This window comes from Pantoea sp. MBD-2R, from assembly GCF_039134845.1.
In the GTDB taxonomy this organism is placed as follows: Bacteria; Pseudomonadota; Gammaproteobacteria; order Enterobacterales; family Enterobacteriaceae; genus Erwinia.
The window spans coordinates 1,601,000-1,624,709 of sequence record NZ_CP152417.1; the positions used below are offsets into that span (position 1 = coordinate 1,601,000).

Annotated in this window: 26 protein-coding genes and 3 tRNA genes; 18 read left to right on the top strand and 11 right to left on the bottom strand. The window is 52.9% G+C overall.

The window, feature by feature from the left end; translation table 11 throughout:
• Nucleotides 1-13 precede the first annotated feature (13 nt).
• Nucleotides 14-613 carry an NAD(P)H:quinone oxidoreductase gene (gene wrbA, locus AAGQ96_RS07400; RefSeq protein ID WP_147196735.1) on the bottom strand — a complete coding sequence of 200 codons (600 nt, stop codon included), beginning with the start codon at nucleotides 611-613 and terminating at the stop codon, nucleotides 14-16.
• A gap of 348 nt (nucleotides 614-961) precedes the next feature.
• Between wrbA and AAGQ96_RS07405 the strand changes: the two genes are divergently transcribed.
• Entirely contained in the window at nucleotides 962-1,141 is a 180-nt protein-coding gene (locus AAGQ96_RS07405) for a general stress protein (RefSeq protein WP_147196737.1), read from the top strand.
• 97 nt (nucleotides 1,142-1,238) lie between these two features.
• Nucleotides 1,239-2,162: a DMT family transporter gene (locus tag AAGQ96_RS07410; protein ID WP_342755176.1), complete on the top strand. Its 924-nt coding sequence runs from the start codon at nucleotides 1,239-1,241 to the stop codon at nucleotides 2,160-2,162.
• Here AAGQ96_RS07410 and rutG read toward each other — a convergent pair.
• The 7 genes from rutG to rutA are packed head-to-tail and all read right to left on the bottom strand — an operon-like array spanning nucleotide 2,159 to nucleotide 7,725.
• Entirely contained in the window at nucleotides 2,159-3,487 is a 1,329-nt protein-coding gene (gene rutG / locus AAGQ96_RS07415) for a pyrimidine utilization transport protein G (protein WP_342755177.1), read from the bottom strand. The genes AAGQ96_RS07410 and rutG overlap by 4 nt on opposite strands.
• A gap of 44 nt (nucleotides 3,488-3,531) precedes the next feature.
• Complete coding sequence (gene rutF, locus AAGQ96_RS07420) at nucleotides 3,532-4,056, bottom strand: NADH-dependent FMN reductase RutF (RefSeq protein WP_342755178.1); 525 nt, start codon at nucleotides 4,054-4,056, stop codon at nucleotides 3,532-3,534.
• A 10-nt stretch (nucleotides 4,057-4,066) separates the two neighbouring features.
• Nucleotides 4,067-4,657, bottom strand: a complete 591-nt coding sequence (locus AAGQ96_RS07425; protein ID WP_342755179.1) for a malonic semialdehyde reductase — start codon at nucleotides 4,655-4,657, stop codon at nucleotides 4,067-4,069.
• 11 nt (nucleotides 4,658-4,668) lie between these two features.
• Nucleotides 4,669-5,466 carry a pyrimidine utilization protein D gene (rutD, locus tag AAGQ96_RS07430; protein ID WP_147196749.1) on the bottom strand — a complete coding sequence of 266 codons (798 nt, stop codon included), beginning with the start codon at nucleotides 5,464-5,466 and terminating at the stop codon, nucleotides 4,669-4,671.
• A gap of 3 nt (nucleotides 5,467-5,469) precedes the next feature.
• On the bottom strand, nucleotides 5,470-5,859 hold the full coding sequence (gene rutC / locus AAGQ96_RS07435; RefSeq protein WP_342755180.1) for a pyrimidine utilization protein C: 390 nt from the start codon (nucleotides 5,857-5,859) through the stop codon (nucleotides 5,470-5,472).
• Nucleotides 5,860-5,887: 28 nt separating this feature from the next.
• Nucleotides 5,888-6,634: a pyrimidine utilization protein B gene (gene rutB / locus AAGQ96_RS07440; RefSeq protein WP_147196753.1), complete on the bottom strand. Its 747-nt coding sequence runs from the start codon at nucleotides 6,632-6,634 to the stop codon at nucleotides 5,888-5,890.
• Nucleotides 6,634-7,725 (bottom strand): pyrimidine utilization protein A, encoded by a 1,092-nt coding sequence (gene rutA / locus AAGQ96_RS07445; protein WP_342755182.1) that lies wholly within the window; start codon nucleotides 7,723-7,725, stop codon nucleotides 6,634-6,636. Before rutA ends, rutB begins: the two co-directional genes overlap by 1 nt.
• 280 nt (nucleotides 7,726-8,005) lie before the next feature.
• Here rutA and rutR point away from each other — a divergent pair, with 280 nt between their 5' ends.
• Nucleotides 8,006-8,671 carry an HTH-type transcriptional regulator RutR gene (gene rutR / locus AAGQ96_RS07450; RefSeq protein WP_147196756.1) on the top strand — a complete coding sequence of 222 codons (666 nt, stop codon included), beginning with the start codon at nucleotides 8,006-8,008 and terminating at the stop codon, nucleotides 8,669-8,671.
• A 34-nt stretch (nucleotides 8,672-8,705) separates the two neighbouring features.
• Here rutR and cycA read toward each other — a convergent pair whose 3' ends face one another.
• Entirely contained in the window at nucleotides 8,706-10,103 is a 1,398-nt protein-coding gene (gene cycA, locus AAGQ96_RS07455; RefSeq protein WP_147196758.1) for a D-serine/D-alanine/glycine transporter, read from the bottom strand.
• A gap of 325 nt (nucleotides 10,104-10,428) precedes the next feature.
• Here cycA and AAGQ96_RS07460 point away from each other — a divergent pair, with 325 nt between their 5' ends.
• The 3 genes from AAGQ96_RS07460 (at nucleotide 10,429) to AAGQ96_RS07470 (ending at nucleotide 13,320) form a co-directional block, all read left to right on the top strand.
• Nucleotides 10,429-11,133, top strand: coding sequence for an extensin family protein (locus AAGQ96_RS07460; protein WP_147196760.1), 705 nt, complete (start codon nucleotides 10,429-10,431; stop codon nucleotides 11,131-11,133).
• A gap of 709 nt (nucleotides 11,134-11,842) precedes the next feature.
• A complete protein-coding gene (sdiA, locus tag AAGQ96_RS07465; RefSeq protein WP_147200564.1) occupies nucleotides 11,843-12,565 on the top strand; it encodes a transcriptional regulator SdiA in 723 nt (240 codons plus the stop codon).
• A 128-nt stretch (nucleotides 12,566-12,693) separates the two neighbouring features.
• A complete protein-coding gene (locus AAGQ96_RS07470; protein ID WP_342755531.1) occupies nucleotides 12,694-13,320 on the top strand; it encodes an acyl-homoserine-lactone synthase in 627 nt (208 codons plus the stop codon).
• On the opposite strand, the gene AAGQ96_RS07475 is transcribed toward AAGQ96_RS07470, so the two are convergent.
• Both AAGQ96_RS07475 and AAGQ96_RS07480 read right to left on the bottom strand, forming a co-directional pair.
• On the bottom strand, nucleotides 13,317-13,655 hold the full coding sequence (locus tag AAGQ96_RS07475) for a GlpM family protein (protein WP_342755183.1): 339 nt from the start codon (nucleotides 13,653-13,655) through the stop codon (nucleotides 13,317-13,319). The two genes, AAGQ96_RS07470 and AAGQ96_RS07475, sit on opposite strands and share 4 nt — an antisense overlap.
• A gap of 82 nt (nucleotides 13,656-13,737) precedes the next feature.
• Nucleotides 13,738-13,962 (bottom strand): DUF2594 family protein, encoded by a 225-nt coding sequence (locus tag AAGQ96_RS07480; RefSeq protein ID WP_147196764.1) that lies wholly within the window; start codon nucleotides 13,960-13,962, stop codon nucleotides 13,738-13,740.
• Between the two features lie 229 nt (nucleotides 13,963-14,191).
• On the opposite strand from AAGQ96_RS07480, the gene uvrY reads away from it, so the two are divergent.
• From uvrY to AAGQ96_RS07540, 12 genes are all read left to right on the top strand, one after another.
• Nucleotides 14,192-14,851 (top strand): UvrY/SirA/GacA family response regulator transcription factor, encoded by a 660-nt coding sequence (gene uvrY / locus AAGQ96_RS07485; RefSeq protein WP_147196766.1) that lies wholly within the window; start codon nucleotides 14,192-14,194, stop codon nucleotides 14,849-14,851.
• A complete protein-coding gene (gene uvrC / locus AAGQ96_RS07490) occupies nucleotides 14,844-16,676 on the top strand; it encodes an excinuclease ABC subunit UvrC (RefSeq protein ID WP_147196768.1) in 1,833 nt (610 codons plus the stop codon). The genes uvrY and uvrC overlap by 8 nt, the downstream gene beginning before the upstream one ends.
• A gap of 71 nt (nucleotides 16,677-16,747) precedes the next feature.
• Nucleotides 16,748-17,296: a CDP-diacylglycerol--glycerol-3-phosphate 3-phosphatidyltransferase gene (pgsA, locus tag AAGQ96_RS07495; protein WP_147196770.1), complete on the top strand. Its 549-nt coding sequence runs from the start codon at nucleotides 16,748-16,750 to the stop codon at nucleotides 17,294-17,296.
• 152 nt (nucleotides 17,297-17,448) lie between these two features.
• A tRNA-Gly gene (locus tag AAGQ96_RS07500) sits at nucleotides 17,449-17,524 on the top strand.
• A 40-nt stretch (nucleotides 17,525-17,564) separates the two neighbouring features.
• A tRNA-Cys gene (locus AAGQ96_RS07505) sits at nucleotides 17,565-17,638 on the top strand.
• A 12-nt stretch (nucleotides 17,639-17,650) separates the two neighbouring features.
• Nucleotides 17,651-17,736 (top strand) — tRNA-Leu (locus tag AAGQ96_RS07510).
• Between the two features lie 318 nt (nucleotides 17,737-18,054).
• Nucleotides 18,055-18,399 (top strand): type II toxin-antitoxin system RelE/ParE family toxin, encoded by a 345-nt coding sequence (locus AAGQ96_RS07515; RefSeq protein WP_342755184.1) that lies wholly within the window; start codon nucleotides 18,055-18,057, stop codon nucleotides 18,397-18,399.
• Nucleotides 18,392-18,730, top strand: coding sequence for an XRE family transcriptional regulator (locus AAGQ96_RS07520; protein WP_147196774.1), 339 nt, complete (start codon nucleotides 18,392-18,394; stop codon nucleotides 18,728-18,730). The genes AAGQ96_RS07515 and AAGQ96_RS07520 overlap by 8 nt, the downstream gene beginning before the upstream one ends.
• A gap of 334 nt (nucleotides 18,731-19,064) precedes the next feature.
• Nucleotides 19,065-19,496, top strand: a complete 432-nt coding sequence (locus AAGQ96_RS07525; protein ID WP_342755185.1) for a MarR family transcriptional regulator — start codon at nucleotides 19,065-19,067, stop codon at nucleotides 19,494-19,496.
• 61 nt (nucleotides 19,497-19,557) lie between these two features.
• On the top strand, nucleotides 19,558-21,198 hold the full coding sequence (locus AAGQ96_RS07530) for an MFS transporter (protein ID WP_174822381.1): 1,641 nt from the start codon (nucleotides 19,558-19,560) through the stop codon (nucleotides 21,196-21,198).
• Entirely contained in the window at nucleotides 21,195-22,289 is a 1,095-nt protein-coding gene (locus AAGQ96_RS07535; RefSeq protein WP_147196780.1) for an HlyD family secretion protein, read from the top strand. The genes AAGQ96_RS07530 and AAGQ96_RS07535 overlap by 4 nt, the downstream gene beginning before the upstream one ends.
• The gene (locus tag AAGQ96_RS07540; protein ID WP_147196783.1) at nucleotides 22,286-23,659 is read left to right on the top strand and encodes an efflux transporter outer membrane subunit; all 1,374 of its coding nucleotides are present in this window, start codon (nucleotides 22,286-22,288) and stop codon (nucleotides 23,657-23,659) included. Before AAGQ96_RS07535 ends, AAGQ96_RS07540 begins: the two co-directional genes overlap by 4 nt.
• Nucleotides 23,660-23,710: the final 51 nt, after the last annotated feature.

Here is a 23,710-nt window from a genome sequence, read left to right on the forward strand (position 1 = left end):
CTGTGAATTGAGATTATCCGTTCAGTTTTACTGCAAGTCCGGCGACATATTCGCCCTGATAGCGAGCAATATTCAGCTCTTCTTCGCTGGGTTGGCGCGATCCGTCACCCCCGGCAAGCGTTGTCGCACCGTAAGGTGTGCCGCCACGAACCTGAGAAATATCAAAGAGTTCTTTAGTACCGTAGCCGATAGGCACGATCACCATGCCGTGATGAGCGAGGGTGGTCCAGGTCGACGTAATGGTCTGTTCCTGGCCGCCACCGGTCCCGGTAGAGGAAAAGACGCTGGCAAGTTTGCCGTAAAGCGCACCTGATGCCCACAGACCGCCAGTCCGATCGAGGAAGTTACGCATCTGACCGGACATGTTGCCAAAACGGGTCGGGGTACCAAGCAGGATAGCGTCATATTGCGGAAGTTCATCCGGCGTCGCCTCTGCGGCCGTCTGCTGGGTTTTGCCGCCAACCTGCGCAAAGCGCTCGGCATCCATGGTTTCCGGAACGCGCTTGATCGTCACCTCTGCCCCGGTAACGCGACGCGCACCTTCGGCCACGGCATTCGCCATGGTTTCCACATGGCCGTACATTGAATAATAAAGCACTAAGACTTTCGCCATCAGTCACTCCTTGATTGGTTTGAGATCGTCGCCAGATTGACCTGAGAGAAAAGTATAGATGAGGCTAACGAAGCCTGCCGGGAAGGTGGCTTTAGCTGCTTAAAACATCGCCAGTAATGACGTTTTTTTACGAAAAGTATTAGTAGTAATAATGTTATTATTCAGCCGCTTCATACAGTGCGAGAGCGGTAAAGTGCAATGACAGACATAAATAATTACCATGACCGGACGGGTAATCTATGCTTATTAACGCGGCCAGGAGTCTGGGTTTCCGAAAATGTCGCAGCGGTAAGCCCTACGCTTACTGCGAGAATACAGTATGACAGCTTAACTATTCGGAGGTAAGAAATGGCAGAACATCGTGGTGGATCTGGAAATTTCGCTGAAGACCGTAAGCGAGCATCAGAAGCGGGCCGTAAAGGCGGTAAAGCCAGTGGGGGGAATTTTAAAAATGACCCTCAGCGCGCTTCACTGGCAGGCGAAAAGGGCGGACGTAACAGCCGCGGCAGTCGTGACAAGACGGAATAAGCTGATACGTCCCTGAAACCGCCGGGCTGGTTCCGGCGGTTGACCCCATTCCTTTCCCCCTGCACACTAGCGCCAACTTTTGCTCTGAGCCTTCTTTATGCCAGCTTTCTTCTCGCGTTATAAACTCTCATTCAGTTCTCAAGAACGGGTTCTGGTGCTGATTACCATGGTCTGGGGCGGTACGTTTCTGGCCGTCCATAAGGCGATGGCCGTTAGCGGCCCCTTCTTTTTTGTCGGTGCGCGTTTTGCTACCGCAGCGGGGTTGCTGGCGCTGATTTCATGGCGCGCTTTGCGAGGCCTGACGCTGAACGAAATCAAAGCAGGCGCGGCGACAGGCCTGGCTATTGCCTGTGGTTATGGCCTGCAAACCTGGGGGATGCAGACCATCTCCAGCAGTAAATCCGCCTTTATCACCGCCATGTACGTGCCGCTGGTGCCGTTATTACAATGGATTTTTTTACGGCGTCTGCCGGGGCTGATGGCGTGGATCGGCATTGTGCTGGCCTTCAGCGGACTGCTGCTGCTGGCCGGGCCTGAGGGCAACACGCTGACGTTCTACGTTGGCGAAACTGCTACGCTGCTCAGCACGCTCGCTATTGCCGCAGAAATTATTTTAATCAGCGCCAGTGCCGGGAAAGTGGATGTTAAAAGGGTAACTGTTGTACAGCTGGCCGTTGCTTCGCTGATGGCGTTTCTGCTGATGCTACCCAACGGCGAATCGGTCCCGCCGCTCACCCCTTATCTGCTTTGTAGCGCCGTGGGATTGGGCCTTGCCAGCGCGGTAATTCAGGTAACAATGAACTGGGCGCAGCGCAGCGTTTCGCCAACCCGTGCAACGGTCATTTACTCAGGTGAACCGGTATGGGCGGGGCTGGTTGGGCGAATCGCAGGCGAGAGATTGCCCGCTGTCGCGTTACTGGGCGGTGCGCTGATTGTGGTGGGCGTTTTAGTGAGTGAACTGAAACTTAAACGCAAGAAGGCGAAGACAACGTCTTCGCCAGAGAACATTGAGATTGGCTAACTGTCTTGTCGCGCCACGCTGCCGCCGGTCAGCGCCGAGGCGCGGCGATGGCTGAGCAGGGCATTGAGGGCGATCGCGCCGAATGTCGCGGTGCCGATGCCGCCCATGGTGAAGTTACCGATTTTCAACGCGAAATCGCCCGCTCCTAACACCAGCGTAACGGCTACCGTAATCAGATTGCCGTTCTGGCCCAGATCAACATTATTCTGCACCCAGATACGGGCGCCGGCTACGGCAATAAGGCCAAACACGACGATAGATGCGCCGCCAATCACCGGCGCGGGGATGGTATGGATCAATGCGCCAAACTTTGGCGAAAAGCCCAGCAAAATTGCGATGGCGGCTGCGGCGACAAACACCAGCGTTGAATAAACTTTGGTGACTGCCATCACCCCGATATTTTCTGCATAGGTGGTGACGCCGCTGCCGCCGACGCTGCCGGAAAGCATGGTTGCCAGTCCGTCGCCCACGAAAGCACGCCCCATCCACGCATCCATATTTCTTCCGGTCATCCCTGCCACCGCCTTGATATGGCCGAGATTTTCAGCAATCAGAATGATGGCGACGGGCGCAATCATAAATATTGCCTGAGTGTTAAATACCGGGCTGGTTGTTAACGGCAAGCCGAACCAGGCCGCATGAGTGACCAGGCTGAAATCGACAGGTTTACCCAAACCCAGGCCGTTAGTGAGCAGCGCATAAAGCGCCCAGGCGACGATCAGTCCGACTAAAATCAGTAAACGTTGAACCATCCCGCGCGTAAACACCGCCACCAAACCAATGCAGACAACGGTCATTACCGCCGTCCAGCTATCGAACATGGAAGCGGAAACGCTGTGTACTGCGATAGGCGCAAGATTCAGACCGATAGCCATCACCACGGCACCCGTGACGACAGGTGGCATCAGCTTCTCAATCCAGCGCGTACCGGCCTTCATCACAATCAGGCCAACCAGGGTATAAACTAACCCGCAGGCGATAATGCCGCCCAGCGCCACGCCGAGGTTCGGGTTCAGGCCCTGGCCGGTAAATCCGGTGACGGCAATGACCACGCCAACGAAGGCGGCGCTGGAGCCGAGATAGCTGGGAACCCGGCCGCCGGTTATCAGGAAAAATAACAAAGTGCCAATGCCCGACATCAGCACCGACAGATTCGGATCCAACCCCATCAGCAACGGCATCAGCACCGTGGCGCCAAACATTGCCACCGCATGCTGAAGCCCCATAATCATCGTTTGACCCAGCGGCAACCTTTCATCAGGTGCGACTATACCCTCAGCCGAGGCTGACTGTTTACGCCATTTTGGAAACCAGGACATTGCCATCGTCTTCTCCAGAGAAGTGAGTCATTAACCGCCGGGGCGGGGGATCAGGCTTCCTGCCGCATCAGCTGATGATAGCCGCGGTCGAAATAGATCAGACCGTGCGTGTCGTCGTTGCAAACCAGCGCCTGCGCCTCGCAAAGTAAAATATCGTGGGTGCCAACGCTCATCACCTGCGTGACTTTGCAGTCGAAAGAGGCTATAGCGCCGGTCAGGATGGGTGAACCGGTCACCAGCGTTGACCAGTCCGCCGCCTGGAAGCGATCGGCCATCGCTGTTTTACCGCCAAACAGGTTGGAGAGCGTTTCATGGCCCGACGCCAGGGTATTGATGCACAGCTGGCGGTTCGCGTTAAAAATCTCATAGACCGAAGCGGAACGGTTCAGGCACACCAGCAGCGTTGGCGGCGTATCGGTGACGCTGCATACCGCAGAAGCCGTAAAGCCAGCGCGTCCGGCCGGGCCGTCTGTAGTGATGATATTGACCGCTGCGCCAAGGCGCGCCATCGCATTACGGAAATCTTGTTTTTCCACACGGCTTTCCGAAACCGGTAATAGCGTATCCAGTGACATAACTGTTTCCTTATTCAATCGTACAGGCATCGGTGAAATTTAGCCGTGGCAGGCGGGCGTAGACTTTCTGACTGTCGCCGTAGCCGATATTGATCAGCAGATTGCTTTTCCAGCCGCTGTCGGCAAAGAAAGCCGTATCGACCGCCGCGCGATCGAAGCCGGACATGGGGCCGGTATCCAGCCCTGACGCCCGGCAGGCGGCGATCAAATAGGCAGCCTGTAGCGAGCTGTTGCGAAAGGCGGTTTCTTCGGCCAGTGCAGGGCTACTGGTAAACCAGGCTTTCGCATCCGCATGCGGAAAAAGCGCGGGCAGCCTGTCGTAGAAGGCGGGATCCCAGGCAACGATTGCCGTAACCGGCGCGGACAGGGTTTTTTCCACATTGCCGCTGGAAAGCGTGGGCCGCAGTTTGGCCTTGCCTTCGGGGCTTTTGACAAAGCAAAATCGGGCCGGGCTACAGTTAGCCGAGGTTGGTCCCATTTTGACCAACTCATAGAGTTTAAGGAGCTGGTCATCGGTAACCGGCCGATCCTGCCAGCCATTGTGCGTGCGCGCTGCGGTAAACAGCGTCTCTAACGCCAGTGAATTGAGGGCTTCTGCCATAACGGCTCCAGTTAAGCAGTGAGAGAGGCCGCCGTGGTATCGGCGAGCCAGTCCAGTACAAGTGAATTAAAGCCCGCGCTGTCGGTCACGCTCATGGCATGCCCACCCCACGTCATCTTTTTTAACGTGGCGTTTGGCAGCGCCTGGTAAAGCGCTTCTGAGCAGGTCCAGGGCACCAGCAAATCATCCTGCGAGCACACCAGCAGTACCGGCTGAGTAATTGTGGCGGCCTGTTGCGTAAAATCACAGGCCATCAGGGCATTCAGGCGACGAAGGAGATTTTCAGTTCCCTGGAAATGTGCGGCATGCAGTTTATCTTCTGCTTCAATCCGTTCCTGATGCGCCGCCAGCCAGTCGGCAGGGTAGAGAAACAGCGGCTGCGCCCGCACAAAAGCCTCAACGCCCACGTTCAGCAGCAGTTCCTGCCTGACGCTAAAGCAGCGACGGGTATGGGCATTTAGCCGCAGCCAGCCGTTCACAATCACCAGTTTCGTGACGCGTTTGGGGAAATCCAGCGCCAGCTGCATGGCGATCATACCGCCCAGTGCATGACCAAGGATTTCATAGCGATCGATGCCCTTTTCAGCCAGCGCCGCAGCCAGCTCGCCAGCCATGTCGCGCATGCTGTAACCATCAGGCACGCTGCCCGCGCTCCGGCCGGTACCGCGCTGGTCATAAGTGACAACCCGATACTGCTTACGCAGCGCCTCTAACTGCGGCAGCCAGAAGCTGCCCAGGCCGCCAAGCCCGGCGGAAAGCACCAGCGTTCTCGCCCCCGGATGCGGCAGACCCGATACGTCAATATGCATTCTTTACTCCTTTCCGATATGCGCAACGCTGGCGATCTCTATCAGCGCATCGGGCTTGACCAGACCACACTGAATGCAGAAACGGGCCGGTTTTTCCCCGGGGAAATACTCGGCATACACGTTATTGACCTCGCCGTAGTTGTTCCAGTCAGTGATAAAGATGGAATTGAAAGTCACATCGTCCATTGTGCCGCCGGCCGTTTCGATCACGCTTTTGATGGTTTCCAGCACGTGACGCGTTTGTGCCGCCGCGTCACCAACGTGGACAACATTATTATCTTTATCAAAAGGTAAGGTGCCGGAGACATACACCACGCCATCGGCAAGCGTACCCGGAACAAAGGGCGCAATCGGAATACTGGTTCCGGGTGGAGTAACGATCATTTTTGGCATTGCACTTTCTCCAGTCTGACGGGCTGTTTTATGCCGTTTGTTTCAGCGGCGCATCGGTGGTTTGCAGGCTTTGGCAAAAAGTTGTTACGTCGGACACCCAGCCAAAAAACGTTTCGATATTGAACAGCGCCGCCTGTTGCGCAAACGCCGGACCTGCCTGATAAGTGGCGTCTTCCAACACGATGCCGAAATATTCAAGGAAAAAGCCGTCGCGCAGGGTCGATTCGACGCAGACGTTAGTCGCGATGCCGGTAAACACCAGATGGCGGATGCCGCGGCTACGCAACATGCTGTCGAGAGGGGTATTAAAGAAGCCGCTATAGCGAGGTTTAGGCAACACGATGTCACCCGGCTGCGGCTGAAGCTGATCGACCAGTTCATAATCCCAGCCGCCTTTCGCCAGCAGTTTGCCTTCCAGCTCCGGGTTTGAACGCATGGTCTTCAGCGCGTTCGATTTATGCCAGTTTGGCGATCCCGGGCCGCCAGCCTCGACGTAGCGCTCATCCCAGCCGTTCTGGAACCAGATAATCTGAATACCGGCTTCACGTGCGGCTTTCACCGCGATATTGATCTTATCGATTACCGGTCGGGTAGCGGAAACATCAAAACCGGCCAGATCCAGATAGCCACCGCGGGTGGCGTAGGCATTCTGCATATCAACCACAATCAGCGCGGTCTGCTCCGGCGGAAAGGCAATGGCTTCCGGGCGCGCATCCAGCGTGATGCTGTTTTTCGTAGAGGCAGTAGTACAAACGACAGGTTCTTTCTTATTCATCAGGCCACCTCTTTTGCGGCATCGATAATGTGGCTACGGCAGGTCATCAGCGGCTGAATGCGCTGTCCAAAGTTCTCAATGCCTTCCAGGAAATCGTCGAAAGTCAGCAGAACGCCTTGCGTGCCTTCCACGGTCGCGACTTCATCCAGCATCCGCGCCACGTTGGCGTAAGAGCCAACCAGCGTCCCCATATTGATATTCACCGCAGAAGTAGGATCGGCCATCTGGCGCACATTGGTGTCGCTGCCGGAACGCTTATCCTGCTGGCTTTGCGTGGTCAGCCAGGCCAGCGCTTCTTCGTCCGCGCCTTCTTTATAACTTTCCCATTTCGCTCGCGCAGCGTCGTCTGTTTCGTCAGCGATAATCATAAACAGCACGTAAGAACCGACATCACGGACCGCTTCGTCGGCCGCGTTTTTCATTCTTTCCGCAGTGGGTGCGAAAGCGGTTGGGGTGTTCACGCCTTTGCCGAAGCAGAAGTTGTAATCGGCATATTTCGCCGAGAAAGCCATACCGGCATCGCTCTGGCCTGCACAGATCACCTTCATCGGTTTTTGCGGCTGCGGACTGACCCGGCAGTCGTTCATGGTAAAGAACTCGCCTTTTAAATCAGATTTTCCGGTACCCCACAGGTCACGCAGAACGGAAACATATTCGGTGAGATAATCGTAGCGGCGGGCGAAATAGTCATCGCCAGGCCAGATCCCCATCTGATCGTATTCCGGCTTCTGCCAGCCTGTAACCAGGTTGACGCCAAAACGGCCATTGGAAATGGAATCGACGGTGGCGGCCATACGCGCCACGATGGCCGGTGGCAAAGTGAGCGTGGCCGCAGTGGCGTAGATCTCAATGCGTGAGGTGACTGCCGCAAGACCGGCCATTAGCGTGAAGGATTCCAGGTTGTGATCCCAGAACTCGGTTTTGCCGCCAAAACCACGCAGCTTGATCATCGACAGGGCGAAATCGAAGTGATAGTGCTCGGCCTTCAGCACAATGGCTTTATTCAGTTCAAAAGTCGGTTTGTACTGCGGCGCAGCGGTTGAAATTAACCAGCCGTTATTGCCGATCGGGATAAAAACACCAATTTTCATAGGATGACCTCATTATTGTCGGTGACTACATTTCCCGCGCTGCGGTGCGTCCTGCGGTTCCATTGAGGCGGCGCTCGCTAAAGACATTGCAAAGGGCGTGCCAGCTCCTGAAAAACGATGACTATTCAATACGTTGAAAAATTTGTGTTAAAATCCTGTGGAGCAATTGGTCCAAAACAGACCATTTGGTAAAAAATTTGTGCACAAAAAGCATGCAGAGATGGTCACTAAAAGTGCATAGGCTGTTATCACGAGCTTTGTTATTATCCCGACACACCACATGGATCAGGGAGTCAAGGTGAAGTCTGCCGAAAAAATACCCGCAAAAGCGCCTTCACGGCGTACAAGAGCTGTTGCCGCCAAACGTACTGCCATCCTCACAGCGGCACTGGAACTGTTTTCACTGTACGGCATGCACGGCACCAGTTTGGATAAGGTGGCGGAAGGTGCGGACGTCTCGAAGACTAACCTGCTTTATTACTTTCCCTCGAAGGAAGCGCTTTACATTGCCGTCCTGAAAAATATTTTGGATGTCTGGCTGGCGCCGCTGCGAGCGCTGCGAGACGATCAGCAGCCGCTGACGGCCATCAGGGACTACATACGCTTAAAGCTGGAAGTCTCCCGCGATCATCCCCAGGCTTCCCGCCTGTTTTGCATGGAGATGCTGCAAGGTGCGCCTTTATTAAAAGGCGAGCTGGAAGGGGATTTGCGGACGCTGGTGGATGAGAAGTCGGCGGTAATTGAAGGGTGGATTCGGGAAGGCAAGCTGGCTGCGGTTGAGCCGCATCATCTGATCTTTATGCTGTGGGCTACCACCCAGCACTATGCCGATTTTGCCACGCAGGTGGAAGCCGTCACGGGGCGGACGCTCAGCGACGAAGACTTTTTTAACCAGACATTGGAGAACGTGCAGCGGATGGTAATAGAGGGGATTCGCGTTCGTTAAAAAAACGGGCCATAAAGGCCCGTTTCTCAGTTTATTAAGCCGTTTTTTTACGCTGGCGCAGCCACCAGCCGACCGCCAGCATGATAAACCACAGCGGCGTCACCATCAGCGCCTGGCGCGTGTCTTCCTGCAAGGACAGTAACACCAGCACGAAGGCAAAGAAGGCGATACACACCCAGCACATAAACTTGCCGAGCGGCATTTTATAGACGGACTCTGCATGCAGCTGCGGACGCTGCTTACGGTAAGCGAGATATGAACAGAGAATAATCGTCCAGACAAACATAAACAGAATGGCGGAAACGGTCGTCACCAGCGTGAACACCTTCATCACGTTAGGGATCAGGTAAATCAACGCTACGCCGCCTAACAGGCACAGGCAGGAGAAAAACAGCCCGGCTGTTGGCACCGCACGGCGTGAAAGCCGACCGAAACGAGGATGTGCCACCCCTTGCTGAGCCAGACCGTACAGCATCCGGCTGGTTGAAAAGATGCCGCTGTTGGCAGAAGAAGCGGCCGAAGTCAGCACCACAAAGTTCACAATACTGGCCGCCGCTGGCAAGCCAATCAGCATAAACATTTCAACAAACGGACTGCGGTCTGCCACCACGTGATTCCATGGCGTGACGGCCATGATCACCAGCAGCGCGAGCACGTAGAACATAATAATACGCAGCGGGATGGCATTGATGGCGCGTGGAAGAACCTTCTTAGGATCGTGCGTTTCTGCCGCTGCCGTCCCGACCAGTTCAATGCCGACAAAGGCGAAAACCGCAATCTGGAAGCCTGCAAAGAAGCCACTCAATCCTTTCGGGAACATGCCGCCATGATCCCAGATATTACTTAGCGAGGCCGTTCCGCCGCCCGGAGAGGGATAATGCATTGCAACCAGTACAATACCGGTGACAATCAGCGCAACGATGGCAATGATCTTGATAATGGCAAACCAAAACTCCATCTCGCCAAAAAGTTTTACCGTCGCAATATTTAACGACAGGAAAACCACGATGCAGAGCAGGGCGCTCATCCCAATCGAAAAATTAGGGAACCAGAGCTGGAAGTAGGAGCTAATGGCCACCACGTCAGCAATTCCGGTAACGACCCAGCAGAACCAGTAGGTCCAGCCAGTAAAATATCCCGCCCATGGGCCGAGCAGATCGGCAGCAAAATCGCTGAACGATTTATATTCGAGATTAGAAAGCAATAATTCGCCCATGGCGCGCATGACGAAAAACAGCATAAACCCGATGATCATATACACAAAAATAATGGAAGGCCCGGCCAGGCTAATGGTTTTACCCGAGCCCATAAACAGCCCGGTGCCGATAGCGCCGCCGATAGCAATCAGCTGGATATGTCGGTTATGTAAGTTACGCCGGAGCTCACCCGGCGCTTGTCCGGTAGAAGTGGTGTTACTGGATTGGTCAACCATAACGAAATTCTTGTCCTGTAGTGATGTTGTGTCAGCTCTGAAGGCTTTTAGTGAGTTGGAGATGTTTGCCTGCATAAGATAGTGCACTTATGCCGCTTACCGCTAACGCTTTTTCATTGGGGGAAAGAGGGCGTGACAAGGCGTCACGGTAAAGCCTCTTTCTGCCTTAAGGGCGCAAATCTTAACGTAAAAGCGCAACGCTTACAGGTAAAGTTATGGAAAGCAGGCCTGATTGCGCAAAAACACCGCTACACTTTTTTATCCCGAACCCCGCAGTATTTGCGTCAAATGGTTACAGCGATAAAAGGCGGAGGATAACTTCCTGATGAAAGGTTTGATCGCCGTGGGCGTGGTCATTTTGCTGGTACTACTGGTAACGCCCTTTCTGGAAAAAAATTTGCCGTCTGAATGGAATCCGTTTACGCCACTGCGTGTGACGGACGCACCAACAGTCGTCACCCGCTATAAGTTGAAACGCTTGCAGGGAGATACCGCTGGCTGCATTGCTATCCTGCAAAATGCCCGGGAGGCGGGCTACATCCGCTTTAGTCAGCCGCCACCCGTTTCTGGTGCCTGTCCAATTGCCGTCCCCATACGCGTACAAAGTTTTGGCGATGTGCGCCTTAGCGCCAGCTTTCTGGCCAGCTGTTCGCTGGCACTGAGCACCACGATGTTTGTTACGCAGGTAGCCAAGCCGCTGGCGGCTGCGGAGTTAGGCTCATCTTTAGCGCAGATCGATCATTTGGGGAGTTATGCCTGCCGAAATATCTATCATCGCGCTCAGGGGCGATTAAGCGAACATGCAACAGCCGATGCGCTCGATATTGCGGGTTTCAGGTTACAGAACGGCAGACGGATTAGCGTACTGCAAGACTGGCCCCGGCAGCAGCCACAGTCCCATTGGTTACAGGCTGTTTTCCAGCAAAGTTGTGACTATTATGGCAACGCTCTTGGACCTGGTTATAACAGCGCGCATGCGAATCATTTTCACCTGGGCATGCGCGGGTTTAATCTCTGCTCTGCCAGATAGTGGAAAAAGCGCTCTAATTTCAGGGGGCGGAGGAGCATTAGCTGAGGAAACGAAATATTCGGCAGGGTTTCGGGTGAACAGTCGGCAGGCTAGCCTGCCAAAAAATGACATATAAAAACCGGCGACAGGGCAGATGAAATTTATCATCCACACTATTTATGGGTGGTGAAAAACATCTTGTCTGGCGCTTCTGTATCTGAAGACCATTGGGCAGGCTTTCGCCGATAATGCTTCCTTTAATTAAACAATTTTGTTAAAGGCAAATTGAGGAGGAAAGAGGGAAAAAATTATTTTAATCAATAAGGTGAGAGATATCGTGCGTTTGCCGTTGACGATTTAATCGGATCTGGCAGCCGTTTAAAGTAAAATTTCAGTAAATAATACGATGTTTAAATGCATTGAATATTTCCAGGAAAAATCCTATTCTTATCATTAAAAAACCCACTCTAATCTTCGGTTTTTTCTCGTTGAGGCTGGGTTGCCATGCGGCTTCGAGGTGTGACCGTTTATTGATCAATTGACCGAAAATTTATTCAGTTGACGCGATGTGATAAAGAGCCAGATGAAAAAAAGCTTTCTTTTTTGTTATTATCAGATAGCGGAAAAATAAATGTGAGTTATTACTTTGAAGTCAACCGTTCATTTTTTCTGTATTAACAATTAATCTGAAAACAGGGTGGGGCTGATGGTTCATCCTGACGAGAAGCTAATGACTGCAGAAAATTATTTTAGTTGGCGCAATGACGTGCATTCTGCTTTTCTGCAGTGCGCCGGGACGGCAGAAATAACCCTGCTTCTCGAGCAGCAAACCATTAAGCTGGGGTTAACATTCTATGCACTGTATATTCGGCATCCGGTGCCGTTTACCCGGCCAAAAATATTTGTTTTCAGTAATTACCCTAAGAACTGGCTTAAAATCTGGCAGGCAGAGAACTTTGCGGAATCCGATCCGGTTATCGGTTATTGCCAGACGCCTGGAACCTTATTATTGTGGAATGATCCGCGCGTGCCGGAAAGCAACCCGGTTTTCGTCGCGGCAAAAGAGTATGGCATCAGATCGGGTTTTTCATACTCAAAGATGGTGACGAACAGAGCCGTTGGGATATTATCAATGGCATCAGGTAAATCTTTTGAAAAGATTGGCTTAACCCATGAAAAACACCTTAAGCTCCAGTATTTAACGGATCTTGCTTTGGAAGCGTTGCAACGGGTGAATGATATTTCGATGTCGATAATGAAGATGACATTAAGCCAGCGAGAATCTGAAATTCTCAAATGGACGGCAGAAGGGAAAACCTCTGCGGAAATATCACTGATTCTCGGTATTTCGGAAAATACTGTAAATTTTCACCAAAAAAAGATGCAAAAGAGGTTCAATGCCCCCAATAAAACGCAAGTGGCCTCTTATGCAGCCGCAACAGGTATGCTTTGAGTAAGTAACCACTACCAGATTTGGTAGTTCCGTATTATTTATCAGTTGTCTACCCTGCGCCCGGGGTGACAGTCCTGATCTGGACGTGCGAACGGGCATTCACGACGGAATGCGACTGAGGATCAATGATGAAAATTATTCAGACCAAGCTAAGAGACATGCCTTCCTCTTTGCTGGCAGAACTGGGAAGTTACCGTTACAGCGTTTTCGCCCGTGGCGAAGGCTGGTCTATCCCGTCCCGCTTAAGTACGCCGGGCCAGGAATATGACCGTTTTGACCGTTCCGATGTGATCTGGCTGCTGGCCTGGACCGCACAGCAGGGTATCTGCGGCTGTGCTCGCCTGATGCAATGGCAGTCACCTGAAACGGCAGCCTCAGATGAGGCGAATGCGACCAAAGAAAAAAAACTGCTTCCTGTATGGGAGATGTCGCGCTTTTCCGCCAGACTGGATGTTGACCCGGAATTGCCGCTCAGTATTCTCTGGCACAGCGTACAGCTGGCTGAACAGTCAGGAATCGAGTTTCTATACAGTGCGGCGACACCGATGCTTGAACAAATGTTCGAACAGCATCTTGTTGCTTATGAACCGCTGACGGCTGGCGTTATCCAGTCGGAAGATAACCTGTTTGCCGTCCGGATTCCGGTGACCCAGCCTAACCTGGCCGAGAAGTTTCGCGGCGCGCGTCGCTTTAGCCCTGAAGAAGTTTTGCCAACGTTGGGTGTGTCCGTCAGTTGGGGAGCCAGAGGACGTTAAGCCTGCCATTTTGCCCACAGCGTGATTAACAACCACGCTGCCACGCACCAGCATCCCACGGCGCTGCCCAGCGCCAAAGGAAGTCTCATCATCCCAACAAAATACCAGAGCGACAGCAGGTAAAGAAAATAGGGAATAATGGCCCACATGCCAAATACGATAGTGGCGCGTAACGCCTCAATCCCTCTTTCGCTGGCGACAACATAATGCGCGATTAAGGCAAAAGTGGGAAAGAGTGGCAGGAGGCCTGCGAGATAGTAGTTACGGGTTTTAGACAGAATACCGATGAGCACGACAACGAATGCCCCAAGTACCGCTTTGAAAAGTAAGCCCATTGTGTCAACCGGTCAGAATAAAAACATGACCATGTGATACTGGTGACAAAAAAGCAATGGGCTTGTTGCAAAGAAGAAGGAATTACTGGCGATAAGCCTGCTTGATTTGACTAATCGTGCTGCTGAACACGTCAGCCTGCTGCTGGTCGGTCAGCTGGGCAATATACTTTTCCATGTTAATAATCACTTTCCCGGCGTCTGCCTGACCCATTCCTTTCAACATAAATGTTACCAGCGCTTTCATACAAGCCATTTCTTCGGAAAGCGTCTGCGTCTCTTTGCTGGTTGAAAAGTCAGTATTGCTCATAATTTCTCCTTGGTCCTTATCGACAAAACAGCACCTGAATTTTTAGCGCTGAAAACGTAGCTTAGTTACAAGTATATCACATATCGGCCTGACGGAGACCGGCGGACGCGAATGCCTCATGTCCGCGTCGCTGTTTATTTCTGTTCTAACCCCCGGTAAAAAGAGGTAAGATCGCGGGTCAGAATTACATCCCGAACGACCCCGGTATTACTCATTTGGAGAGACCTTTTTGATTAGCGTTCTTCTTGTTGATGACCACGAACTGGTGCGAGCAGGCATCCGCCGCATACTGGAAGACATCAAAGGTTTTCAGGTTATCGGTGAAGTCAGCTGTGGCGAGGACGCGGTAAAATGGTGCCGCAGCAACAGCGTGGATGTGGTGCTGATGGATATGAACATGCCCGGCATTGGCGGTCTGGAAGCGACCCGTAAAATCGTTCGTTACAGCCCTGATATCAAAATTATCATGCTGACCATTCACACGGAAAATCCGCTCCCGACTCGGGTAATGCAGGCGGGTGCTTCGGGTTATCTGAGCAAAGGTGCCGCGCCGCAGGAAGTGGTCAGTGCGATCCGCCAGGTCAACGCTGGCCAGCGCTATATCGCTTCTGATATTGCCCAGCAGATGGCCCTGAGCCAGATTGAGCCGCAAAATACCGACTCGCCTTTCGATTGTTTGTCGGAACGGGAATTACAGATTATGCTGATGATCACTAAAGGTCAGAAAGTGGCGGAAATTTCCGAACAGCTTAATCTGAGTCCTAAAACCGTTAATAGCTATCGTTATCGCATGTTCAGCAAGCTCAACATCAGCGGTGACGTGGAATTAACGCACCTGGCCATCCGGCATGGCCTGTTCAATGCGGAGTCGTTAATCAGTAGTGAGTGATGTTTTTGATGCCAAATCTTTCCTGAAATCTGTCACCAGCCAGCCGGGCGTTTATCGCATGTACGATGCTGGCGGTACAGTCATCTATGTCGGTAAAGCCAAAGATTTAAAAAAACGCTTATCGAGCTACTTCCGGGGCAATCTGGCCAGCCGTAAAACCGAAGCGTTGGTCGACAGCATTCGCCAAATTGACGTGACGGTGACCCATACCGAAACGGAAGCGCTGCTGCTTGAGCATAACTACATCAAGCTTTATCAGCCGCGTTACAACGTGCTGTTGCGTGATGACAAATCTTATCCTTATATTTTCCTCAGCGCCGATGAGCATCCGCGGCTGGCCAGCCATCGTGGTGCCAAACACGCGAAAGGGGAATATTTTGGCCCGTTCCCGAACGGCTATGCGGTGCGGGAAACGCTGTCGCTACTGCAAAAAATCTTTCCGGTGCGCCAGTGTGAAAACAGCGTCTATCGCAATCGCACTCGCCCCTGTTTGCAATATCAAATTGGCCGCTGCCTGGGGCCGTGTGTTGCGGGTCTGGTGAGTGAAGAGGAGTATGCCCAGCAGATTGAGTACGTACGCCTGTTTTTGTCGGGTAAGGACGATCAGGTACTAAATCAGCTGGTTGCGCGCATGGAGTCTGCCAGTCAGGCGCTGAAATTTGAAGAAGCGGCCCGGTTGCGCGATCAGGTGCAGGCGGTTCGCCGCGTCACGGAACGCCAGTTTGTCTCTAATAACGGCGATGATCTGGACGTCATCGGTGTGGCCTTCGATTCCGGTATGGCCTGTCTGCATGTCCTTTTCATCCGTCAGGGCAAGGTGTTAGGTAGCCGCAGCTATTTCCCGAAAGTGCCGGGCGACACCGAGCTGGCTGAAGTGGTGCAAACCTTTGTTGGGCAGTTTTACCTGCAGGGCAGTCAGGCTCGTACGCTGCCCTCCGATATCCTGCTGGACTTTACGCTGCCGGAAAAAGATCTGCTGGCCGAATCGTTGACCGGGCTGGCTGGACGCCGCGTGACGATTCAGAGCAAACCGCGGGGCGACCGCGCGCGATATCTGAAACTGGCGCGTACTAATGCCAGCACGGCGCTGGTCAGCCGTTTATCGCAGCAATCGACTATTCATCAGCGTTTGCAGGCGCTGAGCGAGGTATTGGATCTTCCTGAAATCAAACGAATGGAATGCTTTGATATCAGTCATACCATGGGTGAACAAACGGTCGCTTCCTGCGTCGTTTTCGACAGTAACGGGCCGCTGCGAGCGGAATATCGACGCTATAACATCACCGGCATTACGCCAGGTGACGATTATGCGGCGATGAATCAGGTGTTGCGCCGTCGCTATGGCAAAGAACTGCTCGACGGTAAAATCCCGGACGTCATTTTGATTGATGGTGGCAAAGGGCAGCTGGCACAGGCGAAGAACGTTTTCGCTGAACTTGAGGTCAGCTGGGACAAAGATCGGCCGATCCTGTTGGGCGTGGCGAAAGGAAGCGATCGTAAAGCCGGGCTGGAAACGCTGTTCTTTGAACCGGAAGGGGAGGGCTTTTCCCTGCCGCCAGATTCGCCAGCGCTGCATGTTATTCAGCATATTCGTGATGACTCTCACAATCATGCAATTACGGGACATCGTAATAAACGGGCAAAAGTGAAGAACACCAGTTCGCTGGAGGCGATTGAAGGGATAGGGCCAAAACGGCGTCAGATGTTGCTTAAGTATATGGGAGGCCTGCAACCGCTGATGAACGCTTCCGTGGATGAAATCGCTAAAGTTCCGGGAATTTCCCGGCTGCTGGCAGAGAAAATCTTTTATTCGCTGAAACACTAGGCATTGCAACCCTCGTGGCATTGTAGGAACATAGGGACAAATTCTACTCTGCCCAGACAGTTAGCCTACCTATGCATTTTAACATTCCGACGTTGCTCACCCTGTTTCGTGTCTTTTTGATCCCGTTCTTTGTGCTGGCGTTCTATTTGCCATTCCAATGGGCACCTCTGGCCTGCGCGCTAATTTTCATTTTTGCCGCGATTACCGACTGGTTCGATGGTTATCTGGCGCGCCGCTGGAAGCAAACGACCCGCTTTGGGGCTTTCCTCGATCCGGTGGCGGATAAAGTCATGGTCGCAATCGCTCTGGTGCTGGTGGCAGAACATTTTCACTCCTGGTGGGTTACGCTACCTGCGGCAACGATGATCGCCCGTGAAATCATTATTTCGGCACTGCGTGAATGGATGGCTGAAATTGGTAAGCGCAGCAGCGTGGCGGTTTCCTGGATCGGCAAAGTGAAAACAACGGCCCAAATGTTGGCCTTGTTTGCTCTGCTGTGGCGTCCTGATGACCTCATTCAGGGTATCGGCATCGTCGCTTTATACATCGCTGCCGTACTGACATTCTGGTCTATGTATCAGTATTTGAGCGCTGCGCGGGGCGATCTGTTCGAAGGGTGATCGATACGATTCAAAAAGCAGCAAACAAACGAAAAGTGAGGATATTTGTGTTGACTCATTTCTCCAGGTCAGTAGAATGCAACGCATCGAAAGGCAGCTGGGTTGCCAGAAGATAAAGTAAATCAGCAGCTTCAACGAAGCGAGTTGAAAAAGCGGGAATAGCTCAGTTGGTAGAGCACGACCTTGCCAAGGTCGGGGTCGCGAGTTCGAGTCTCGTTTCCCGCTCCAAATTTAGTCAGCAGAATGATCTGATGACAGACGGAATTAAGGCGCGTTGGCAGAGTGGCCATGCAGCGGATTGCAAATCCGCCTACCTCGGTTCGACTCCGGGACGCGCCTCCAATTTACACCCATGCCCGGGTGGTGAAATCGGTAGACACAAGGGATTTAAAATCCCTCGGCTTATGGCTGTGCGGGTTCAAGTCCCGCCCCGGGCACCATATTTTTACTGCCGATTAAAACGAATAAAAACAAGCACTTTGTGCAATGTCGTCGAAACCGCCCACGGGCGGTTTTTTTGTGCCTGAAATTCCTTCCTGACATGCCGCTGGCATCATTTTTATGTATGTGCCTGGCTATTATTTTTCATTACCTGCCACAGGAACTATCTGCACTAAAAAGTCACTTTTGGTGCGGGCCATACGTACAGCTATCATATCTCCAGACTGGTTTATTTGGGTTGAAGCTAACCGGACTTGATATCACCTGTAGTGAGGTATAAAATTTTATACACAGGAGTGGTCAGAGAGAGCTAACGGATGGCAGAAAAAGAAATCAGGTGGCGTAGCACTGCTTTGTCTGATTTGAAGCGTTTTCCGATGGATGTTATCAGGCAGGCGGGTTTTGAGTTGCACAAAGTACAGCAAGGTCAAGATCCCAGTGATTTCAAAATCATCACTGGCTGGGGGCCGGGCGTGACTGAAATCAGGATTCGGGGCGAAGATGGCATCTACCGTGTGATGTACGTTGCAAAATTTGAGGAGGCTATTTATGTGCTCCACAGCTTCCAGAAGAAAACTCAAAAAACGAGTCCCAGGGATGTTACGGCCATCAAGCAGCGCTATAAAGATTTGGAGCATGAACGGAGAATAAACAATGATTGATAAAATGAAGACCGGAACAACTCATGTGACCAGGGCAGGCGGTAACGTTTTTGCTGACCTCGGATTTGAACCAGAAGAAGCAACCCGTCTTCTGGCGCAATCAAATGCCGAAATTGCCCGTGCCGATGAATTGAAAAAGCAGCTTATGGAGGTAATCTCCGGATGGATGAAGGCTAACGGTCACAGACAGTTGGACGCTGCCAAAATCCTGCATGTTTCTCGTCCCCGGATTTCGGACTTAGTTAATCAAAAAACGGATAAATTTACTCTGGATACGCTGGTTGGCATGCTGGGCAATACGGGTAAAAGAGTGAGTCTGCATATTGAATAACTGATTTTTTTTAAAACCTCCCGGCTTATGGCTGTGCGGGTTCAAGTCCCGCCCCGGGCACCCTATTTTTACTGCCGATTAAAACGAATAAAAACAAGCACGTTGTGCAATGTTGTCGAAACCGCCCACGGGCGGTTTTTTTGTGCCTGAAATTCCTGTCTCAATGGCTTTACTGCTGGCTGGACGTTAATCTCACGTCGTCACGATAAAGTAAATTTGCAATAAGACATAATTCGTCACGCGGATTTAGCAATCGTCTTCCCTTCGACTATGCTCCTTCAGTATACTCGCTGACTCTAATTAATTAGCAACCTAATTATCAGGCTTTTGAATCTTGAATTCACAGGAACTTAACTTCTCGCGGCTGCTCCATCTGACGGCGTTGGCATGGCGTCAGGCCATCGATCGCCGTATGAAAGATGACGGGCTGAGTATGAGCAGCTGGATGGCCGTGGCGACGCTGGCAAGGCAAAGTGAGCCGATGAATCAAAAAGAGCTCGCTCAGGTACTGGGCTTGGAAGACGCTACCGTTGTGCCAATCATTGAACGCCTGGTTAAACAGCAGCTGGTCGAGCGCTTTCAGCCAGCCGAAGATCGGCGCAAGCGGCTGCTCCTCGTTACGCCGAAGGGTATCGAACTCTTTAAGAAGCTCTCCGTAGAGTCGGATAAACTGCGTGACGAACTGCTGGTTAATATTAGCCGTGATGAACTGGCAGTAACTCAGCGAGTGCTGCAAAAGCTACTGAAAGCGACCGAGGCGAAATAGCGTGCCGCGCAACCGTCCCGATCCTTTCGTCCCACGCGAATGGGGGCCAGGCGAAAAGCCGATGCTGCCCGGCTCGCCGTCAACACCGCTTCATCCCACCCACAAACGCATCGCTTTTGGGCTGATTGGGTTGCTGATCTCAATTACGGGCGCCTTAAGCAATGCGCTGGTAACGGCTAATCTGACCAGTTTGCAGGGGGTATTTGGTGCTTATACCAATGAAATTGCCTGGCTGCCTGCGGTTTACGTTATGGGTAATATTTCGATTAACCTGCTGCTGGTCAAATTCCGCCAGCAGTTTGGGCTGCGTGCGTTTACCGAAGCATTCCTCGTCCTCTATGCGCTGGTCTCTTTTTTTCATCTTCTGGTTAACGATCTTAGCTCGGCCATTATCGTTCGTGCCGCGCATGGCATGGTGGGGGCGGCGCTGAGTTCGCTCGGCATCTATTATCAGGTGCAGGCGTGGCCCGCGAAACATCGTTTAAAAGCGTTGACCATTGGACTGGGTGCGTCTCAGCTGGCAATTCCGCTGGCGCGGCTGTTTTCCAGCGAGCTGCTCCAGCTGGATGAATGGCGTGGGCTTTACCTGTTTGAGCTGGGCCTGGCGATGGTCTGTCTTGGTGCGGTTCTGATACTGAAACTACCGCCCGGCGATCGCATGAAAGTCTTTGAAAAAAAGGATTTTTTGACGTTTATGCTGATGGCACCCGGCATGGCACTGTTCTGCGGCGTGCTGTCGCTGGGCCGAATAGAATGGTGGACCAGTACGCCGTGGCTCGGGATTTGCCTTGCTTTAGGTTTGGTGCTGGTGATCGCTGCCGTAGTGGTGGAGCATAACCGCAGTAATCCGCTGATCAATACCCGCTGGCTGCGAACCGGGGCCATATTCCGCTTAGGTATTGTGATGATCATGCTGCGAGTCACCCTCGCCGAGCAGAACACTGGCGCCATTGGTTATTTACAGCAGGTAGGATTACTTAACGATCAGCTGCAAGGTCTGGCGCTGGCGATCCTGGCGGGCGTAATCGCCGGCATTGTTACCAGCGCCTTAACGATTAATGTTAAGCATCTCAGCTGGCCGATAGTGATGTCGCTCCTGCTGATTATGATTGCTTCGCTAATGGATGCGCATTCCAGTCCGCTGACGCGCGCAAACAATATGTACTTCAGCCAGTTTCTGCTGGGATTCAGCAGTACCTTTTTTATCGCTCCCGCCCTGTTGCTGAACATTGGTAGCGTTGTCACGCAGCCGAAAAATTTGGTAAGCCTGGTGGTGCTGTTTGGCATGAGCCAGAACCTCGGCGGCCTGATGGGATCGGCGCTGCTGGGCACGTTCCAGACCTGGCGGGAAAAATATCACTCCAGCCTGTTGGGCGACCAGCTCTCTTATCTTGATCCAAACGTCACGGAAAGGCTGGCACAATACAGCAGTGTGTTTAACAGTTTCATTGGCGACAGCACCCTGCTTGGCGCGCAAAGTACCTCACAGTTACAAACGGTCGCTACGCTACAGGCCAACGTGCTGGCATATAATGATACCTACCTTCTTACGGCCGGGATGGCCTTTATCACGTTGATCTGGGTGCTGTGGCGCCTGTCGCGTCTGCGCTATCTCAACTGGCAACAGGCGAAGCGTGAAGCACTGGCAGAACAACAGGCAATGCAACAACCGACAACACCGATCGGTACGGGGAAACAATGAGTCAGCAGGAACAGAACCAGCTTCAAACCCAGGAAAGAAACAACAAGCTACGTATTATTTCCATCGCTTTTGGTGCAGGCATTGCGATTGTTGGCGTATTGATCATTCTTTTTGCCTGGCAGCTGCCGCCCTTCACCAGCCAAATCCAGTCGACCGAAAATGCCTATGTGCGCGGTCAGGTCACTTTTATCAGCCCTCAGGTTAACGGTTATGTTACTGCGGTAAACGTGCTGGATTATCAACCGGTACGCAAAGGCGAGGTGATGATGACCATTGATGACCGTATTTATAAACAGCGAGTGCATCAGGCACAGGCACAGCTGGCGATGAAAAAAGCGGCGCTGGCGAATAATATTCAGCAGCGACGCAGCGCGCAGGCGGTCATTGCACGGAACCAGGCCGCGCTGGAAAACGCACAGGCCCAGGCGGTAAAAAGTGCTCTGGATCTGAAGCGAGTTGAGAATCTGGTTTCTGACGGTTCGCTCTCCGTGCGCGAGCGGGATGCTTCGCGTGCCAGCAACAGCCAGACCCTGGCAGATGTCCAGCAGGCAAAAGCGACGCTGGAAGTTTCCCGGCAGGATTTACAAACTGCCATCGTCAACCGTGCTTCGATGGAAGCCGATGTCGCCAACGCGCAGGCCGCGCTGGAACTGGCGCAGATTGACCTGCAAAACACGCGAATTATTGCGCCGCGCGACGGCCAGCTGGGGCAAATAGCCGTGCGGCAGGGCGCATATGTTACTGCCGGCACGCGACTCACCTCGCTGGTACCGCAGCAGATGTGGGTTGTGGCAAATATGAAAGAAACGCAGATGGCGCGTATCAGGCCGGGCCTGCCGGTGACGTTTACCGTTGATGCGCTGGATAATGAGCAGTTTCATGGCGTCGTGGAATATATTTCACCTGCCGCAGGATCGGAATTTAGCGCTATTTCACCGGACAATGCTACCGGCAACTTTGTGAAGATCGCTCAGCGTATTCCAGTGCGGATCAATATCACCAGCGAAAATGTTCAACATTTGCGGCCGGGCATGTCCGTTGAGGTGAATATTGACACCTCTGCCAAAGACGATCGTCAGGAGAAAAAATGATGCGCCGGACCCTGTTTCTGGCGCTGGTTCTTAGCGCTGCCGGTTGTTCCACGCAGGTTGAAAAAGCTCCCGGCTCGCTGCCGGTGCCGGTGCAGTGGCGTAATCAGGTTGGGCCGTCAGCCCCGCCAGAAGCCGGCTGGTGGCGCGCGTTCGGCGATGAAAATCTGAATCAGCTGGTTGCGCAGGCACTACGCAATAATCTGGACATCCTGACCGCGCGTTCACGCGTCGATCAGTATCGCGCCGAACTGCGCGCCGCGCAGGGCGATAACTTCCCGACGCTTGATGCAGGCGTTGCGGCTTCACATGCCCGAGCTTTGTCCTCGGTCAGTGGACAGCCTTATGAATATGCCGTTTTCCAGGGGCTGTTGCAGGCTAACTACGATGTCGATCTGTGGGGGGCGCGCAGCAGCAGCATTGATGCCGCACAAGCGTCGCTGGCAGCGGTGCAGGCGGCCGCGTCTGCGGCTGAACTGACGATAGCCAGTTCGGTGGCATCGGGCTATATGACCTTGATCGCCCTTGATGAACAGCTGCGGGTAACGGAGGCAACGCTGTCGTCCCGGGAAAACTCACTCAAGCTTGCTCAGCGTCAGTTTGAAACCGGCTATACCTCCAAACTGGAATGGGTGCAGTCCCAATCGGAATACCAAACTGCGAAAGCGCAGATCCCGGTATTACAACATCAGATCGCCCAGCAGGAGAACGCGCTCAGTATTCTGGTCGGCATGAATCCACGAGAAATTGCCCGCCAGAGCCGTTTTGAACATGTGCTGCCACAGCAGCTTCCTGCGCTGCTCCCTTCAGAACTATTGCAGCGTCGTCCGGATATCGTGCAGGCCGAGCGTCTGCTGCTGGCCGCCGATGACTCGCTGATCGCGTCAAGGGCAAAGCTTTTGCCGTCATTAAACCTGACTGCCAGCGGTACGGTACAAAGCGGCGTGCTGCATCAGCTGGTGGATAATCCGTTTCGCTTATGGAGCATTGGCGGCAGCGTGCTAGCGCCCATTCTTAATCGGGAAGCGCTGACTGCCCAGGTCGATGTTTCCATGGCCTCGCGCAACCAGGCGCTCTATAACTATGAAAAAGTGGTACGCAATGCCTTCAGTGAAGTGAATAACGATCTGGATGCCATCATGCGCTACCAGCAGCAGCTGAGTGAACTACAGCAGCAGGAACAGGTGGTCAGCGAAGCATTGCGTATCTCACGTAACCGCTATCAGAACGGCTATGCGTCTTATCTGGATGAACTGGACGCCCAGCGAACCCTGTTCAGTACTCAGCTGAATGTGGTTCAGGTAAAAAATAATTTACTGCTGGCGCAGATCGACCTTTACCGTGCCCTGGGCGGCGGCTGGCGCGCTCAGTAAACCCTGATGCGCTAAGTTCACGTTTTCACATCTTTTTATCTGTTCCTGTAG